11 protein-coding genes and 4 pseudogenes are annotated in these 16,804 nt (G+C 67.7%); 4 read left to right on the plus strand and 11 right to left on the minus strand.

Annotated features, from left to right (window positions below):
• Positions 1 to 211 precede the first annotated feature (211 nt).
• The 10 genes and pseudogenes from OHO27_RS00870 to OHO27_RS00915 form a co-directional block, all read right to left on the minus strand.
• On the minus strand, positions 212 to 1,198 hold the full coding sequence (locus OHO27_RS00870) for an alpha/beta fold hydrolase (protein ID WP_328419331.1): 987 nt from the start codon (positions 1,196 to 1,198) through the stop codon (positions 212 to 214).
• Positions 1,199 to 1,552: 354 nt separating this feature from the next.
• A complete protein-coding gene (locus OHO27_RS00875) occupies positions 1,553 to 1,798 on the minus strand; it encodes a hypothetical protein (protein ID WP_328419332.1) in 246 nt (81 codons plus the stop codon).
• 990 nt (positions 1,799 to 2,788) lie between these two features.
• On the minus strand, positions 2,789 to 3,088 hold the full coding sequence (locus OHO27_RS00880; protein ID WP_328419333.1) for a hypothetical protein: 300 nt from the start codon (positions 3,086 to 3,088) through the stop codon (positions 2,789 to 2,791).
• Positions 3,089 to 3,505: 417 nt separating this feature from the next.
• Positions 3,506 to 3,853, minus strand: a complete 348-nt coding sequence (locus tag OHO27_RS00885; RefSeq protein ID WP_328419335.1) for a MerR family transcriptional regulator — start codon at positions 3,851 to 3,853, stop codon at positions 3,506 to 3,508.
• Positions 3,854 to 5,348: 1,495 nt separating this feature from the next.
• Positions 5,349 to 6,926, minus strand: a pseudogene (locus OHO27_RS00890) (ISL3 family transposase); the annotation flags it as partial.
• Between the two features lie 461 nt (positions 6,927 to 7,387).
• Positions 7,388 to 7,543, minus strand: coding sequence for a hypothetical protein (locus OHO27_RS00895; RefSeq protein ID WP_328419339.1), 156 nt, complete (start codon positions 7,541 to 7,543; stop codon positions 7,388 to 7,390).
• 262 nt (positions 7,544 to 7,805) lie between these two features.
• A complete protein-coding gene (locus OHO27_RS00900; RefSeq protein WP_328419341.1) occupies positions 7,806 to 8,180 on the minus strand; it encodes a hypothetical protein in 375 nt (124 codons plus the stop codon).
• Positions 8,177 to 9,850 carry an aa3-type cytochrome oxidase subunit I gene (ctaD, locus tag OHO27_RS00905; RefSeq protein ID WP_328419343.1) on the minus strand — a complete coding sequence of 558 codons (1,674 nt, stop codon included), beginning with the start codon at positions 9,848 to 9,850 and terminating at the stop codon, positions 8,177 to 8,179. The genes OHO27_RS00900 and ctaD overlap by 4 nt, the downstream gene beginning before the upstream one ends.
• A gap of 526 nt (positions 9,851 to 10,376) precedes the next feature.
• A complete protein-coding gene (locus tag OHO27_RS00910; protein WP_328419345.1) occupies positions 10,377 to 10,565 on the minus strand; it encodes a hypothetical protein in 189 nt (62 codons plus the stop codon).
• 203 nt (positions 10,566 to 10,768) lie between these two features.
• Positions 10,769 to 11,907: pseudogene (locus tag OHO27_RS00915) on the minus strand (PucR family transcriptional regulator).
• Positions 11,908 to 11,993: 86 nt separating this feature from the next.
• Between OHO27_RS00915 and OHO27_RS00920 the strand changes: the two are divergent.
• The 4 genes and pseudogenes from OHO27_RS00920 to OHO27_RS00935 all read left to right on the plus strand — a co-directional run.
• Positions 11,994 to 13,049, plus strand: a complete 1,056-nt coding sequence (locus tag OHO27_RS00920) for a ferredoxin reductase (protein WP_328419347.1) — start codon at positions 11,994 to 11,996, stop codon at positions 13,047 to 13,049.
• Positions 13,050 to 13,056: 7 nt separating this feature from the next.
• On the plus strand, positions 13,057 to 14,175 hold the full coding sequence (locus OHO27_RS00925; RefSeq protein ID WP_328419349.1) for a fatty acid desaturase family protein: 1,119 nt from the start codon (positions 13,057 to 13,059) through the stop codon (positions 14,173 to 14,175).
• A pseudogene (locus tag OHO27_RS00930) lies at positions 14,088 to 14,324 on the plus strand (DUF6207 family protein); the annotation flags it as partial. The gene OHO27_RS00925 and the pseudogene OHO27_RS00930, both read left to right, overlap by 88 nt.
• A gap of 79 nt (positions 14,325 to 14,403) precedes the next feature.
• Positions 14,404 to 14,613, plus strand: a pseudogene (locus OHO27_RS00935) (IS110 family transposase); the annotation flags it as partial.
• A 1,240-nt stretch (positions 14,614 to 15,853) separates the two neighbouring features.
• On the opposite strand, the gene OHO27_RS00940 reads toward OHO27_RS00935, so the two are convergent.
• Positions 15,854 to 16,402 (minus strand): hypothetical protein, encoded by a 549-nt coding sequence (locus OHO27_RS00940; protein ID WP_328419351.1) that lies wholly within the window; start codon positions 16,400 to 16,402, stop codon positions 15,854 to 15,856.
• Positions 16,403 to 16,804 lie beyond the last annotated feature (402 nt).

Below are 16,804 nucleotides of genomic sequence, written 5' to 3' on the forward strand. Positions count from 1 at the left end.
GGCTTCATTCCGAACCCCCGCCCCACGCGAGTAGCCAGCGACAGGGGCACCCATGTCCCGCTTCTCCAGCAGTCGGCGCGCTTCAGGCCGCCCAACGCGCACCCTGGGATCCCGAATTCGCCCGCTCCGGTCAGGCACCCGCTCAAAGGCGGCCAGCTGCACGGTTCATCCACGCCCGTGGAGGTCTGAGCGGGCTCTATCGCGGGGTCGGTCACTGTGTACGGGTTGACCGCTTGCGGCTGATCACCATGAGTCCTGCTCCCGCGATGAGCATCACGCCGACGGCGCCTGCTCCGACGTGACCGTAAGTGGTGAGTCCTGTTTCGGCGAGGGCCGGCTTGGGGGACTGCGCGCGGGCGGCGTCGCGAATGAGGTCGGTGATGGCGTCGGGGTGGGAAATCATCACGCTGTGGGAGGAGTCGATCTCGACGGTGCGGGAGCCGGCGCGCTTGGCTTGGAAGCGCTCGAGGTCGGGTGCTATGGCTTTGTCGTTCGTGGCTACAGCTGCCCAGGACGGGATGGTCCTCCACGCCGCGGCAGTGACCTTGTCGGTGAAGGCTGTCGCGGAGATGGGACGTTGGGCTGCGGCCGCCACCGAGGTGGCCGCCTGCGGCAGGTCTTCTGCAGCGACGGCGCGGAACTTGTCCGGGGAGATGTAGAGATCTGTTCCCATGGAGCCGTCCGCGTTCTTGAAGGGCACCCGTACCAGTGCGGGGTTCAGCTCGCTGCCGGGGAATTTTGCGGCGAGCTGGCCTAGGACTTCGCCCTTGTCGGGCATGAAGGCGGAGACATACACGAGCGCCTTGACATTGGGGTTTCCGGCCGCTGCCTCGGTGATCACTGCGCCGCCGTACGACTGGCCGACCATGACGATGGGGCCGTGGACGCTCCGCAGGACGCTTGCGATGTAGGCGGAGTCGGCGTGCAGGCCGCGCAGTGGATTGGCGGGAGCCATGACACGGTAGCCGTCGCTCTGCAGGCGTCCGACAACTGCGTTCCAGCTGGAGGCGTCGACGAACGCACCGTGCACCAGCACGATCGTCGGTTTGCCGTCGGCAGCGCCGGTGTCGCTGCCGGCCGGAGGTCCGTCCTTGGCGACGGCAGGTGCCGAGGCCGACAATGCCGCCGCGGTCACCAGCGCGGCGACGACTGCGGGTATTCGGCGCTTGTGAGGTCGTGGGCGGGGTGACGACGTCAAAGCTGCTCTCCTTCGGTGGCGGGACGGGTTGCTCGTCACCCTGTGCGGTGTGCGCCTAATGCGCATTCACGGCGGAGCATTTGCGCGAATGGCTTCGCCCATTCAGGTGGCCTCGGCAGATGCACGGTTCACAGGCGGTGGTTGGCCGCATGCGGTCGATGCCTGGCGATGGTCGGCGTGCTGCCCCCTCCCCCGGCCCATCCGTGAACCCGGGGTAGGCCTGGAAGGCGTCGTCTTTGAGCGCCTGGACAGCGTCTGTCAACCGTCCGCCCGTGGCTGGCTGAAGTACAAGCTGGCGCCCGGGTGGGACCGGTCCGTCCTTGGGTCGCGATCGCGATGCGTTATCAGTGGCGCCTAACGGCCAGAGATCTGCCCGGGGCGCCGAACTGGGGCGTTTCCCCGTACCAGCAGCGTCTCCCCATCGCGGGACAGCCTCATGCGCGGCGACTCCAGGCGGTGGCTGCCGAGGATGTGGTTGAAGTCATCCCAGGTCATCAGTCCGGCGACATCGAGTGCGCCGGGTACGTGGCGGTATTCGCGGTGCAGTGCCTGGGCGAGGAAGTCCTCGCCCAGGCACGCCGCGATGGACACGTTCGTCATCGCGTCCGGGCTCCCGATCGTCAGTCGTTGCCGTCGGTCTTGCCGGTGCCGCCGCCGTCCGGATGGCGTTGCAGCCCCGGGCGGCGACGATCAGCCGGCGGGAGCGAACCGGTCCTCCGGTCGACGGCCCGGACGGGGCGGGCGGGGATGTGGCAGGACTCTGCCTGGAATCCTCCTGCGGGGCCGGTCGCCGGGCCCTGGACGGCACGGCCACGAACTCCCGCCAGTACAGCCACCCGAACCGCAGGCGATAACCCCAACGTGGGGCCCCGCAATGGGTATGGTCGTTGGGCTGACGCGCGCGGCATCGGTGTCCGTCGCGAAGCAGTCGCCGATCAGCCTCCGTAAGTGGTCGGCCCACCGGGCCACGTCGGGAGCCAGCTCCGGGTCAAGATCCTTACGCGGTCGGCCGCGGCCTCTGCCCGCTCCCCCGCCGCCCGGACTTCCCGCGCCGCCGCTCGCCATGACGTACATCACTCCAAAAGACCTGCTCACAGCATTTGTTGCGGCTTGGGAAACAAATCAGGCCCGGGCATCGTCTCAGGTGTTCACGTCCGACCAGGCCCGAATGCGCAGACCAATACCCGGCGCCCGGGAGCGCATCGGCCCACATGACTGGAGCCCGACCATCAGCGCCACACCGCACCCCAAGCCCGCCGCAGCTGCCCGCGCCCGCTACGACAGCGCCGCCTGTCCCGCCACCTGTCCCGGACCGCACTGACCGGCCTTGTCCGCGGCGCCGCCATAGCCCTGGGCGCCCTCCCCGCGGGAGGACTCCTGCCCTGGCTCCGTGAACATCTCTAACCGGCCAACCCACACTCGATCACGGCGCCCCGAAGGAAAACGTTCCTCCGGTGGTGCTCCGCAGGGCGCCGCCCGGCGCGTCGAGGCGCCTCCGACAACCTGGACAACACAAGCAGGCTTCATGCAATCGCACGGCTCTGGCCCACCGATGGCGCGGCGGGCGCAACACCAACTCCTGTCCGCAGGCTACGGAGCGCCGTCTAGGTTGGCGGGGGTTCTGCGGGGGCGGGCCCCGAGCGGGCTGAGCTCGAAGGCGAGCCGCCCTAGCGAGACAAGGGTTCCCTGACCGAACACCAGGAGCAGCCAGGCTCCGTCGCTCCAGTACCAGCCCTCCGTCCAGGGGCGCGTGAGCGCCGCGGTGGCGAGTAGATGCGCGAGGGCGATGAGGGTTCCTGCCCGGCGCCGCCGGGGGAACAGCAGGGGCAGCATCGTCCACAGCGCCGAGGCCAGGGCCAGCCATGGGGCGAGGAAGGGCAGAGCGGTCACGACAGACCTCGGTATCGCTAGGGGCTGGCGGCACTCTCGCTCAGGCTGGTCCGCCGACACCAGCGCGGACAGGTCTCGTCCGGATGACAATGTGAACGTGGCAGCGCTGGTGCAGGCCGCTCAGAGCCATTTGCTGAGGCGGCCCGGTAGACGACGGTGCAGACGATGAGGATGACGGCGAGGACGGCCGGGCAGGTCCGCTGAGAAGCCGGTGACAACCAGAGCTCCACCGGCTTCCGGCGCGGCGGTCGCCTTCTCCAGCGCCACACCCACGCACAGGTGGAACAGGCCGTCGCCACCCGCCACCTCATCGGCGAGGCTTGGGTATGGCCGCAAGAGACGCATTTGCCCGGAATGCTTGCGTTCCGGGCAACTTGCGTGGGCGGCAGCTGCGAAGTTCCTGAGGAGTTGCGGGTCTCAGCCGTGTCCGGCGGCAGACGTTGGGTTCGCTGATTCGGCGGCGCGGCGGTATTCGGCGTTGATGCGCTGGGCTTCCTCGAGCTGGTCTTCGAGGATGACGATGCGGCAGGCGGCCTCGATGGGGGTTCCGTGGTCGACGAGTTCGCGGGCGCGGGCGGCGATGCGCAGTTGGTAGCGGGAGTAGCGGCGGTGTCCGCCAGTGGAGCGCAGCGGGGTGATCAGGCGGGCTTCGCCGATGGCGCGGAGGAAGCCCTGGGTGGTGCCCAGCACTTCGGCGGCCCGGCCCATGGTGTAGGCGGGGTAGTCGTCGTCATCGAGACGGCGGTGCGAGTCGTCTGCTGTCATTGCACCTCTCTGTGGAACGCGTGGAGGGGCCCTGGCGCCATTGGCGCCAGGGCCCCGAAGGAACTGCTACACCATCTGCCGGCCCTGATACTGCACCGGCCTGCTGCTTCCGCAGACCCGACCGACATGCTGTCGGGGGTGCGGGGATCGCGGTTGCTCGACCGAAGACCACCTCACTATCGATGTCCTGCGGTACCCGGGCTCACGACTTCTGCCCGGGCGATCCTGATGGCGCTCGGCCCCTCCGTTCTTCCCTCGGGGATCAACTACCTACCAATCGGGGACTACGTACTGCTCAGCGGCCTGTGACAGCGCCACTCTTCGGCAGCCAGCCCCGTCGCCCGTCCTGCGTCTGCTCTGGCTTAGAACCCCACTGCCGAACTTCCCGGTGCGCGCGCCCGCAGCCGACGCCTTCACCGAGGTACTACTCACTGACTTCACTGCGTTAACTGCGGTCTTGCTCACGGCGGCCCCTGATCACTGCGGGCCACCCGGTCCGGTCGTCAGCCCGTCGCCGTCCTGCAACAAACCTGGCTTCGGCACTCCACCACCGCACCGTCCTGCGCACTGCAACTGCGTTACTGCTGGCCGGCAGTTCATCTCTGCCAGGCCCCGTTGATCTCGGCTACGAGAGAAACCATAACCACGCCATCACCCCAATGTCTACTCCAGCCAACATAGATTTGCGCGTGTTCGACGACGAGGTAATCGACCTCGAACAGCGACGCGGGTGAGCGTAAGACCGCCACCCTGGTAGCGGGCCACCGGCAAGTGGCTTTGTTCACGAATTGCGGTTCTGGCTCAGGTTCTGTGGTGCGGCCACGCTGAGTGAGCGGATCAGCCCGCGGTTGACCAATCCCGATGGCTAGAACGAACCCCGGGTTAGTCCCCCGCCTCGGCTGCAGACCTCTTACTAAGGAGCTGCTTCGCTGCCTCAACCGCTTCCCCGTTGAGTTCCTCGACGGAGACTCCCCAACTCTCCTCCCAGCCGTCTAGGTTGTGCGCGCAGTACACAAGGGGTTTCAGCTCTTCGGGATAGCCGAGGTCATAGGCGATGTCTGCCCAGATGAGGTGAGTGCCAGCGGCGGGATCCAGGGATCCGTCCGCGATCTGACCGGCGATCCAGTAGGCCATCGCCCACTTGGCGGCCCGGGGGTCCGCGGGCGGGTGGAAGAGCAGTCCCAGTTCCTCCAGTACTTGGTCGAAGAGCTCTGGCGCTTCGGGCTCTTCGCTCTGAAGGAGTCCAGCCAGCATGGCGAGGGACGGGCTCTCGACCCCCGCTATCAGTGCGTCCAGACCTGCCTGAATGAGCCGGTCCGACCCGACATGCCTGCCGAATGCCCTCTCGCGCGCGATGTGTCTGAGCTGATCGAGGGCGTCGTCGCTGGTCATCAAAGTCTTCTCCGTCGGTATCCGGGAGGGGAAGGCTGACACATCCGCCGACGCCGCTGCCATCGAGTTCCTCCCGTCGGTGATCAGGACAAGAGGACGCGCTTCGCAGGAGGCCGAACCCCGCCCGGCCGAACATCTGGCGTTTAAGCATCTTGATCCGGTTGACGTGGCCTTCGACGACGCCGGAGTTCCAGGGCAGGGTCAGGCCGGCGATGACGGCGTCGCGGTCTCGGTCGATGCCTGCGGCGAGGGTGTGGAGGCTGGGCAGGTCGTCCTGCCGGACGGCGTCGAGCCAGTCCGACAGGCGCTCGCCCTGGCGCTCGGTGAGCATGGCCGCGAAGGAGCGGACATGCCCGGTGAGGGCGTCCAGTTCGGGGCAGTGGGCCCGGACGGTTTTGAGCTGGAGCCGTTCGGACTCGGTGAGGGTGTCCGGGTGGCGGAGGATCCATCCGGCGACGGCCCGGGGCGAAGGCGGCCGGGCGGTCACCGGCCGCGGTGAGGTGCGCTTGTCGTGCAGGTAGGCGCGAACGCGCTGGTAACTGCCCTGGTAGCCAAGCGGCACGATCTCCTCCCACAGCTTCCAGGCGTTGGTGTAGCCCTCGCTCCAGCGGTCGTCCAGGTAGGGCTTGTAGTCGTCGAGGACGGAGGGCCGGTTCTGCCACTGGCCGGTGAACAGCTCCTCCGGGCTTGCGGCGTCGGCGAACTGCTTGACCGTGCGGTAGGTCATCCTGAGCTGCCGCTGGATGGAGCGCCGGCTGTGTCCTGCCGTCAACAGGGCGTGGACGGCGGCGTGCCGGGCCCGGGTCCGGTCGGCGAACCGGTGCCCGCGCGGCCAAGGCGAAGCGGACGGGTCCGCGGCTGGGACCGCCTCGGGTCCGGGTTCAGAAGCTGTGGGGGCCAGAGCGCGGAGGCAGCCACGGTGCTGGGCGACGCTCCGTTCGGCGGCTTCGCTCAGGTTGTGCCAGAGGTGCCACCGGTCCGCGACCTGGACAGCCTGCGGTGCACCGGTGGTGGCGCCCTCGGCGAAGAACGGTGCCCGGTCCCGGCACACGACCTCGACGCCGGGCCGCTGGGCGAGCCAGGCGGCCAGGCTCGATGCCTCCCGGTCCGGGAGGAGATCGATCGGGCGGCGGGTTTCGACGTCGATCAGGACGCTGCCGTAGTGGCGGCCCTTGCGGGTGGCGTACTCGTCCACGCCGACCACCCGCGGCGCGGGCGCTTCGGGCTCGGGAAGGGCGTCGATCAGGCGCAGGACGTTGCTCCGGCTCACGGACACGCCGAGGATGGCAGCCAGCCGGGCGCCGGCCCGGCCGGCCAGGGCGAGACCGACCGAGGCCAGCGTCGAGCGCAGCCGCTCGGTGCGCTGACCGTGCCGACGGGTCAGGCCGGGTATCTGCTCCACAAAGGTCCGGCGCGAGCACAAGGTGTTCCGGCACCGGAACCGCCGAACCCGGAGCTGGAGTACGACGCTTCGTCCGACGCTCGGTACGTCGGCGGGAAACCGCAGGTAGGAGCTGTGAACCCGGGTCGACCAGGCCCCGCACCCCGGACAGACGGCGCCGGCCGTGGTGCAGTGCGCGTCGACGCGCACCATCTCGATATTCACGTCCACCGACAGCACCGCGACGTCCGCGATCGACGGGAACAACAGCTCCTTCAGCCGGAGCACGACCTCTTCCACGGCCCGGACTTTGAGCCTAGCCGCCTCGATGACGGCTCATTTTCGGGCGACTTCGATGCCACCCTGAGAGGCTCAATCGTCACTCGGAGTGGCCGTTGCACGGAAGCAGTGCCAGAACCCAGGCTCGTGAACAAAGCCAGGCGAGGGCACAAGCACCCCCGCGAAGACGCATCCGACGATCCAGAGACCGGGGTGACCTGATGGACACGGTGGGCATCGACGTCGCTCCCGCCCGCTCCACCACATCCGTCGCCAGCGCACGCGAGAACGCCCAGGCCTTCCTCGATGGTCTTGTCCATCCGATCGGGGCCGAGGCCGCCGACACCGTGGTCCTAGTCGTCCCGGAGCTCGTCACCAACGCCCTGCGCCATGGAGGCGGCACCGGCACCCTGGACATGAGCGCACACCCGGAAAGCATCGACGTGCCGTGCACGACCGCAGCCCGGCGCCGCCCGTCGTCTCTAACCTTTGGGCAGTTCGGCCCACACGCGTGCGGCCATCCCATCGGCCACTTCCTGTGGGGTCCCCGCCTGCACCAGGATGATCCCGCGGGACTGGTCCGGGAACGTGACCTCCCGCATCTCCGTACCCAGCGGGCCCATCGACTCATCCGACATGGCAGCCTCCCTTCGACGGCTGCCGCCCACGCTAAAGGGACAACCCGCACAAGACGAGGACCCCCCACCAGACGGACTACAACCCTGGTGTCGTAGACACCCCGGCCCTACTCCAACGACCGGGGATACAGGCCTGTTGCCCACAGCCCAGTTCGCTGCAGCGGCAAGCGAGGACCGTATGCGGGGACGGCAAGGACGGCGCGGCGCAGAGGGCGCGCCGCGTCGGAGGCGACAGGCCGCGGCTGCCGTCGGCTGGGCACTGTCAACGGCTGAGCAGGGACGCCAGCGTGCCCGCTCCGCCGATGCAGATCAGGGCGGCGCAGGCCCCGGCGGCGTGGCGTTTGAGCAAGTCACGTTGGAGGGCGGCGTACCGGGTTTCGTACTCCTGCCGCAACTGGGCGGCTCGTTCGACGGTGCTGAGCAGCATCTGACGGGTGAGGTCGATGCGCTTGCGGGTGTAATGCCGTGTGACGTCCTCCGCCTGGGCAGCCGTCAGCCACGGCATCCGGGCGCAGAGGTCTTCGGCCTCACGGCGCGCCTGGTCGCGGTGGGCGCGTGCGAGAAGGTAGCCCTCGGCCTCGCCGGCCATAGCACTGTCCGGGTCGCCGGGCGGTGCGTCGTGCGGTTGGTGCCTCATGGCCGGTCACCCTTGTGCCCCTCGGCCTCCACCACGTCCCGCTTGCCAGTGTTCTCCGCCTGATCGAGCTGAGCCAGGTCGGCATGGTGCAGGTCGAAGGCCGGCGATTCGGTGCGGATGCGCGGCAGGGTGAGGAAGTTGTGGCGCGGGGGCGGGCAGGAGGTGGCCCATTCCAGGGAGCGGCCGTAGCCCCACGGATCGTCGACATCGACGATTTTGCCTTCGTGAGCGGTTTTCCAGACGTTGTAGAGGAAGGGCAGCGTGGACAGACCCAGGAGGAACGAGCCGATGGAGGAGACGGTGTTGAGAGCGGTGAAGCCGTCGACGGCGAGGTAGTCGGCGTAGCGGCGGGGCATTCCCTCCGCGCCGAGCCAGTGCTGGACGAGGAAGGTGGTGTGGAAGCCGACGAAGAGGGTCCAGAAGTGGATCTTCTCCAGGCGATGGTCGAGCATGGTGCCGGTCATCTTCGGCCACCAGAAACTGAATCCGCCGAACATCGCGAAGACGACCGTGCCGAAGACGACGTAGTGGAAGTGCGCCACCACGAAATAGGAGTCGGTGACGTGGAAGTCAAGGGGCGGTGAGGCGAGCAGGACACCGGTCAGGCCGCCGAACAGGAAGGTGACGAGGAAGCCGACCGCCCACAGCATGGGAGGCTCGAACGAGATCGAGCCCTTCCACATCGTGCCGATCCAGTTGAAGAACTTCACCCCCGTCGGCACCGCGATGAGGAAGCTCATGAACGCGAAAAACGGCAACAGCACGGCCCCGGTGGCGAACATGTGGTGCGCCCACACCGTCACGGACAGGCCGGTGATGGCGATGGTGGCACCGACCAGACCCATGTAGCCGAAGATCGGCTTGCGGGAGAAGACCGGCAGGATCTCCGTCACAACGCCGAAGAAGGGCAGGGCGAGAATGTAGACCTCCGGGTGGCCGAAGAACCAGAACAGGTGCTGCCACAGGACCGCGCCGCCGTTCTCCGGGTCGAAGATGTGCGCGCCGAATTTCCGGTCCGCCTCCAGCGCGAACAGCGCGGCTGCCAAAACGGGAAAGGCGAACAGGACCAGGACCGAGGTGAGCAGCACGTTCCAGGTGAAGATCGGCATCCGGAACATGGTCATGCCGGGGGCGCGCATGCAGATGATGGTGGTGATGAAGTTGACCGCGCCGAGGATCGTGCCGAAACCCGTGAAGGCCAGCCCCATGATCCACAAATCACCTCCCACATGAGCAGTGCGCTCTCCCCCACTGAGCGGGGTGTAGGCGGTCCAGCCGAAGTCGGCGGCGCCGTCGGGGGTCAGGAAGCTGCCGAGCACGATCAGGCCGCCGAACAGGAACAGCCAGTACGAGAACATGTTCAGTCGCGGGAAGGCGACGTCCGGGGAACCGATCTGCAACGGCATGATCGCGTTGGCGAACCCGGCGAACGTCGGCGTAGCAAACAGCAGCAGCATGATCGTGCCATGCATGGTGAACGCCTGGTTGTACTGCTCGTTGGACAGGATCTGCATCCCCGGGCGGGCCAACTCCGCCCTGATCGCCATCGCCAGCGCTCCGCCGACCAGGAAGAACCCGAACGACGTGATCAGGTAGAGGTGCCCGATCTTCTTGTGGTCAGTCGTGGTCAGCCAGGTGACGATCACCTCGCCCCTGCTGCGGCGCTCCATCGCCGGCACCGGAGAAACCGGTTCAGTATGTGTTGCCATGAGCCCCTCGATCGACAGCAATCAGCGCATGAGTAGGCACAATTGGGACAGCGGAGCGTGGCCCCGCCGGTTCAGACGTGTTGCCTGCGCGCGTGCAGCCCAGCGGACCCAGTCCTACCGCCCCCACGCCCTTGTCGCGGCTGATTTGGGGCTGACTGGCTGACCAATCCATCCATCCGGGGGCGCTTTCCCCATCCCAGCGAGAAGATCCAGCCGGTCGACGGGCTGGATCTTCTCGCCGGGATGGGAAACAAAGAGACGGAGACCTTGAACGCCACTCTCGTCCACTCGGCCGGGTCGTCGAAGTCGACGTCGCGACAAGGACCAGGCCGACGTCATGCCCGGCGTCACGGTGCACGGGATGGACATCGGACGGTTTGCCGCGAAGCTTTCTACCTGATGCGCAGTGATGTGCCTGAGACGTTCGCCGAACGGCTGGCGGAACAGGATATGTGTGGACCTGTGAAGGCTTCGCCGTTGTTCCCGATCAGGTGGGGTGCCATTCAGTCAGCAGAATGGTGGCGACGTCGCGGAGCTGATGTCGTTCAGGGCGCAGGAGGTTTTGGACGAGACGGCGCAGGGTTTCCGCAGCGTTGTTCCCTGCCGCCATGGAGCGGATGACGGTGTCGGCCAGTCGCTGTTGGCCGACGAGGCTGCCGTCGGATGCTTGGGCCATGTCCCGGTGCGAACTTCCCGGTACCAGTCGCTCAGGTGATGCTCGGTGACGTACTTCAGGTAATCCGGCATCGGGTTTCGTTGCGTGCCGGAGCAGCGTCTCCGTGTAGGGCGCCTGAAGGTAGTAGCAGCGTGGGGGCGCCGAGGGCGAGGCACGATTCCTGGACTGCTCGCGGACGCGGGCGTGGACGGTCGAAGAACGCGTCAGCTGACCCGCAGACCGACCGCCAGCGTCAGTTCAAGGACCCGGTGCGGCGATGCGAGATCCGGGAACAGCTCCCGCAGCTGCGACATCCGGTACCGGACGGTCTGGGGATGGACGAACAATGCCGCCGCCACCTCGTCCCGCCTGCCCTGGTGCAGCAGCCACGCCCACAACGTCTCCTCCAGCCGCCGTGCGGTCGCGTCAGGCAAGGTCCGCAACGGTGCGAGGGCTCGGGCACGCAGGTCTGCGAACGCCTCCGCGTCGGCGCTCAGCACCAGCTCGGGCAGGTGGTCCTCGGTGTCGCGAATATCGGAGGAGAGGAGCGCGCGCGTACGGCTCGTGCGTACGAGGCGGACGCGCGAGTCCATGGCCGGGCCGGGCCGATCACGGCGGTGCGGTCGGTCAGCTGCCGCAAGAGATGTGATCGGTCGGCATCGGGGACGAGCAGCACGCCGAAGGCGTCCGGCAGATCGTCGAGGACGAGAGTGCTCGGGTCGAGCGCGCGGTAGGTAGGCCGGGCCTGGGCGGCGGGCAGCAGGACCGCGGTCAGCGAAACCGGAGGCTGCCACCCGGCCCGTTGAGCAGAGGCCAGCAGCACGTCCGGGCTCGCGCTGGCGAGGAGGTCGCGGGCCAGGTGTTCCAGGTGGCGCTCGTGGGCCCTGCCCCGGGCGGCCAGTTCGTCGGCGTGGCCCGCGGCGCTCGCGGCGGAGAGCTCGTCGATGTAGGCGAAGGTCAGCTCGGCGAACTTGGCGACCTCGGCGGCGGGCAGACCTGCGGGTACGGCACCCGCCGCCAGGCATCGCCAGGCCACGCGGGCGCCGACGCGGTAGGCGCTGAGCAGGGCGTCCATCGACCGGCCGTCCCGGACCTCGCCGCGGCCCAGCTCGTAGGCTGCGTCACCGGCGTCGCCGCCTGTGGCGTTCCCGCTCGCGAGGTCCAGGTAGTGCCCCAGGGCGGTGCGGACGGCTCGGCGGATGGTGCCGCCCATGCGGCCCGAAAGGGCGTTGGCGTAGGGAGGGACCTCCTCGATGATCGCCTGGACGACCTCGTCGGCGGTGGTCTTCACCGCGGCCCGCAGTGCGGTGACCGTCGTCTCATCCAGGGCCAGTTCGCTGGCCCTCCGGATTGCATGGCTCATGTTTTGTTCCCTGTGAACAATTCAGCCGACCAGATTTACGTCCTACGGTCAGGACTTTACGCCTTGAGGCGCAGCAAGCTGGAGCCATGACGAGTGCAGCCCTCCGCAGTAGGGCGTGGAAACTGCTGGAGATGGTCACGACACCGCTGCTGCCGTCGGACTACCTCGACCTGGTCAGCCCGCTGCGTGCGGGCGCTGACCTGCGTGGGCGCATCGAGGCCGTGCACCCCGAGACGAGTGACGCCGCGACCATCGTGATCAGGCCGGGACGGGGCTGGCGCGGCCACACGGCCGGTCAGTACGTGCGGATCGGGGTCGACGTCGACGGGGTGCGCCTGTGGCGTGCCTACTCCATCACCTCGCCGACAAACCGCCGGGACGGCCGCGTCACGATCACCGTGAAGGCGATCCCGGCCGGCAAGGTCAGCAACCACATGGTCCGCCGGGCGAAACCGGGCACGCTGATCCAGCTCGACCAGGCGACCGGTGACTTCGTGCTGCCGCAGGCCAAGCCCGCCAAGGTGCTCTACCTGACGGCCGGCAGCGGCATCACGCCCGTCATGGGCATGCTGCGCGACACCGAATTCGACGACGTCGTCATGGTCCACTGCGCGCCACAGCCGCAGGACGTGATCTTCCGCAACGAGCTGCACGACCTGGTCGCGGACAAGAAGCTGCAGCTCACCGAGGTGCACACCGACACCGACGGCGTGCTCGACATCACCCGTCTCGATGAACTTGTGCCGGACTGGGCCGAGCGCGAGACCTGGGCCTGCGGGCCCGCGGGCCTGCTCGACGCCGCCGAAGAGCACTGGAGCGAGCATGGCGTCCCAGAGCGCCTGCACACCGAACGCTTCCGCCCCAGCATCGTCGTCGCCGGTGACGGCGGCGAGGTCACGTTCAGCGCCACCGGCAAGACCGTCGACGCGGGCGGCGCCCCGCCGTTGCTGGACGTCGGCGAAGAGGTCGGCGTACTCATGCCGTCGGGTTGCCGCATGGGCATCTGCTTCGGCTGCGTCACGCCGCTCAAGGCGGGCGCCGTCCGCGACCTGCGCACCGGCGAGATCACCGAGGCCGAGCCGGGCGTCCTCATCCAGACCTGCGTGTCCGCCGCGGCGGGCCCTTGCGACATCGAACGGTAGGAGCACCTTGACCGCCATCGACCCCACCGCCCACCTGACCGCGGAGCAGATCGAGGAGCTCGGCCGTGAACTGGACGCGATCCGCGACGAGGTGATCGCCGGCCGCGGCGAGAAGGACGCCGCCTACATCCGCAAGGTCATCTCGGCGCAGCGCAAGCTCGAGCTGGTCAGCAGGGGCGTGCTGCTGTTCTCGATCTTCCCGCCCGCGTGGCTGCTCGGCACCGCGGGTCTGTCCGTGGCGAAGATCATGGACAACATGGAGATCGGCCACAACATCCTGCACGGCCAGTGGGACTGGATGCGGGACCCGAAGATCCACTCCACCACCTGGGACTGGGATCACGTCTCACCGGCCGACCAGTGGAAGCACTCGCACAACGAGCTGCACCACACGTACACCAACGTGATCGGCAAGGACAACGACCTCGGCTACGGCATCATGCGCGTCGACGAGGACCAGAAGTGGCACCCGATGCACCTCGGCCAGCCGCTGTGGAACTTCATCAACGCCTGCTTCTTCGAGTACGGCATCGCAGCGTACGACCTGGAGCTCGGCAAGAACCTGCACAAGCGCCGCCGCAAGAACCCGGAGTTCCACGCGCGGGCCAAGGCCGTAGGCCGCAAGATCCGCAAGCAGGTGCTCAAGGACTACGTGATCCACCCGCTCCTGTCGGGCCCGTCGTTCCTCACCACGCTCGCTGCCACGTTCACCGCGAACCTGGTCCGCAACATCTGGACCCACTCGGTCATCATGTGCGGGCACTTCCCCGAGGGCGTACAGGTCTTCGAGCGCCGGTCGATCAAGGGCGAGACGCGCGGCCAGTGGTACCTGCGCCAGATGATGGGCTCGGCGAACATCAGCGGCAGCAAGGCCATGCACTTCATGACCGGCAACCTGTCGCACCAGATCGAGCACCACCTGTTCCCGGACCTGCCGAGCAACCGGTACGCCGAGGTCGCGGTAAAGGTGCGCGCGCTGTTCGAAAAGTACGAGCTGGAGTACGTCACCGGCCCGCTGCCCAAGCAGGTGTTCTCCGCGTGGCACAAGGTCTTCCGGCTCTCGCTGCCGAACAAGAAGCCCAAGGTCAAAACGCCGGACCGCGAGCAGGAACTCGTCGCGGCCTGACTCCCGGTATTGGTCCAGATCTTTCGGCCGTACCGGCGGCACCGGGGTTCGGTGAGATCCGTTACGGACGGTGGGCGACCGGGACATCAGACCGTGCGACACGGGATCCGGGACAGCCCGGTGTCCGGCTGCACTGCTACCTGGACGTGCGCCAGGAGCTCAACACACAGCCCCCGGCGAGGTGTTGTAGTGCGCTGACCTGCCATGGTCGGGCCGATAAGCGGGTGCGAGCGGGCCTTCTTCCTCTCCGCCTTCGCCGCCATGGGCGACCCTGCTCCGCGGGCCTGCTACGGCAAGAAGATCGCCCAAGGCAAGCACCACACGTAGGCCCTGCTCTGCCTCGCCCGACGACGAGCCGACGTCCTCTTCGCGATGCTCCGCGACGGCACATTCTGCGAGCCACAGCCCGTTCGGGCTGCCGTCGCTCCGCAGACCTAGACCATGGCCAGGAAGTGATCCGTGGGGCCGTAGTCGATCTTCCAGTCGGCATACACCCCAACGGCGCCGTCCTTCTGGCACCGCAGCCCAACGGTCACCCAGCGGACTGACCCGTCACCAGCAAGCGAGAAGGCGACCGCCGTCTCGAACTCCTCGCTCCCGCACGGGCAGCAGGCCTCACCAGGGTCCGCATCCTCCCAGAACTCCTCGCACCCTGGTCCGAAGCGCTCCCCTACCATCAGCAGATGAGCGCGTGGAGTCAGAGCATGGACGCTGCGGGTATCCAAGATGCGGAGTTGCGGCAGGACTACGGCGCCCAGCGAGAGTCCGTGGCGCGCTTTCGGCGTACCTCATATCTCGCGGCCCGTCTGCTGCTGCCGAAGGCGGTCTTGCCCCATGTGGTGGCGGCAACGGCAGTGATGCACTACGGGGACAACTCTGCTGGACACCGGCGCGAAGCCGCAGCGAATTACGGCGTGGGAGTCGTGGGGGCAGGCGATCCGTAAGGCGCTGGACAGCGGCGTGAGCGACGATGCGTTGATCCGCACGCTGCTGCACACCACGGCAGCGTTCCCCGGCTCCGGGAGGTGGTGAAGGAGTACCTCTCCACCGCCGCCGCCGAATTGGACTTCACCCGTCGTCGCGCACACTCGCCGTCGCCGCGTTGAGGACAGCACTGCACGGCAGCTGAGGTACCTCAAGCCCAAGCGGCGCCGCGGCGCGATCCCGCTGCTCACCCACACCACCGAACTGCGCCACCCCAAGGGCGTCGTCACCGTCATCTCGCCGTGGAACTCGGCACCACCATCGAGTGGTACGACAACTCATTCGATCGGGGCTAGGACCTGCGGTTTCCACGATTCCGACTGCCGAAGTCAGCACGGAACCAGCACAGGGGCGGTGGCGTGCTGACTCAGGGCTGGTCGACCTGCTTCCCAGCGCGCACCGCTGAACCCGTTGACTCCACGGCGCCGTTGCACAGCGTCGCGAACCCAGCCGCCGCCTCCAGGCTGTCCAACGTCGTGGATCCTTGCCTCCCGAAGGCAAACGGATCACCGCGTCGAGTCAGTCGCACAGGCTCGCCTCCGCCGCCGAGTCTCCGGGTCGCGGTTGGCTTCGCAACTCCGAGCCACCAGCGGAGACCGAGTTCTTCGAGGTGGGCCTGGTCCGGCAGCGTCTCGCCCGTCGGCGCCACCTGGTCTTTGCGGGCGCCGCGCTGGATGTCGAGGAGCGACCCGCGTCAACTCCAGGCCCTCTTCCTCGCCAGAGCCGTGCCAGTCCTCGGCGAACCGCTCGGCGAGGAAGCGGTAGAAGTCGCAGTGAAGCAGCCGGACGTGCTGTTCCACACCGCCCGCCGCGCGCTTCTGAGCGCCGTACTGGCGGATGGCCTCCAGCAACAAGGCTGTCCCTTGCGCTCGTTGATGAGGACCACAGACCGTGCCACCAGGCGATTGACAAGATCGAAGGCATCTTGGCGCGCGACGCTCACCTTCGCACCCACACGCTCGGCCGTGTCCAGGCCGAAGCCACCAGCGAACACCGACAGCCGGTTCCACAGCAGCCGCGGTGCGGTACCGCCAGTGAGCGGGGCGATGCGGTTCTCCAGGCGCTCCGCGACCTGGTCGACGGTCAGGGTGAGGCAGTCGTGCCTCTGAGTCTTGTCACGGTGAGCGGTCTGCGAGCGAGCGCATAGCATCCGATGATCTGCGATCTGCCCAGCGGGTTCAGCGTCCTCGCCGGAGCGAATGGTTCCGGTAAGTCCACCTTCAAGGGCGGTGGCGAGGTCCATGGGCATCGGTGTCTGGCGGGGGTGTTCCCTGCGCCCCAGGCCGCCGGCGCCGCTCAGCCACCCGATCTCGGCCTCCCGGTGAGTCCACGACCCGGTGAGCGACGAAGCGCGCGGTCGCGGTGCCGGGTTTCGTCAGCGGTGGACACGCAGAGCGTGACCTCAAGCGGCGTCTTGGCAGCCGGTCGAGACACCGACGCCCTTCGAGAGCAGTTCGCGCCTTCTCATCCGACCAAGAGACGGCCAAGGAAATGCAAGGGGGGACAAAACTCTCCCTGCCATGGGTGACGCCTATGGTGCAAGACTTTCCGCGTGATCAGCCGCCCGGTCGAGGCGAGCGGTCACCCTGTTCCCGCGGTGGCGTCGATCCCGTGCCTGGTCTCCCGCTGGTGTACACGACTGATC

Origin of the sequence: Streptomyces sp. NBC_00443, assembly GCF_036014175.1 — a bacterium.
GTDB lineage: Bacteria > Actinomycetota > Actinomycetes > Streptomycetales > Streptomycetaceae > Streptomyces.

Bases quoted from the DNA above. Each gene is read 5' to 3' on its own strand.
- OHO27_RS00875 (WP_328419332.1), bottom strand. From the start codon at position 1,798: ATGACGAACGTGTCCATCGCGGCGTGCCTGGGCGAGGACTTCCTCGCC.
- OHO27_RS00885 (WP_328419335.1), bottom strand. From the start codon at position 3,853: ATGACAGCAGACGACTCGCACCGCCGTCTCGATGACGACGACTACCCC.
- OHO27_RS00895 (WP_328419339.1), bottom strand. From the start codon at position 7,543: ATGTCGGATGAGTCGATGGGCCCGCTGGGTACGGAGATGCGGGAGGTC.
- OHO27_RS00900 (WP_328419341.1), bottom strand. From the start codon at position 8,180: ATGAGGCACCAACCGCACGACGCACCGCCCGGCGACCCGGACAGTGCT.
- ctaD (WP_328419343.1), bottom strand. From the start codon at position 9,850: ATGGAGCGCCGCAGCAGGGGCGAGGTGATCGTCACCTGGCTGACCACG.
- OHO27_RS00910 (WP_328419345.1), bottom strand. From the start codon at position 10,565: ATGGCCCAAGCATCCGACGGCAGCCTCGTCGGCCAACAGCGACTGGCC.
- OHO27_RS00920 (WP_328419347.1), top strand. From the start codon at position 11,994: ATGACGAGTGCAGCCCTCCGCAGTAGGGCGTGGAAACTGCTGGAGATG.
- OHO27_RS00940 (WP_328419351.1), bottom strand. From the start codon at position 16,402: ATGGACCTCGCCACCGCCCTTGAAGGTGGACTTACCGGAACCATTCGC.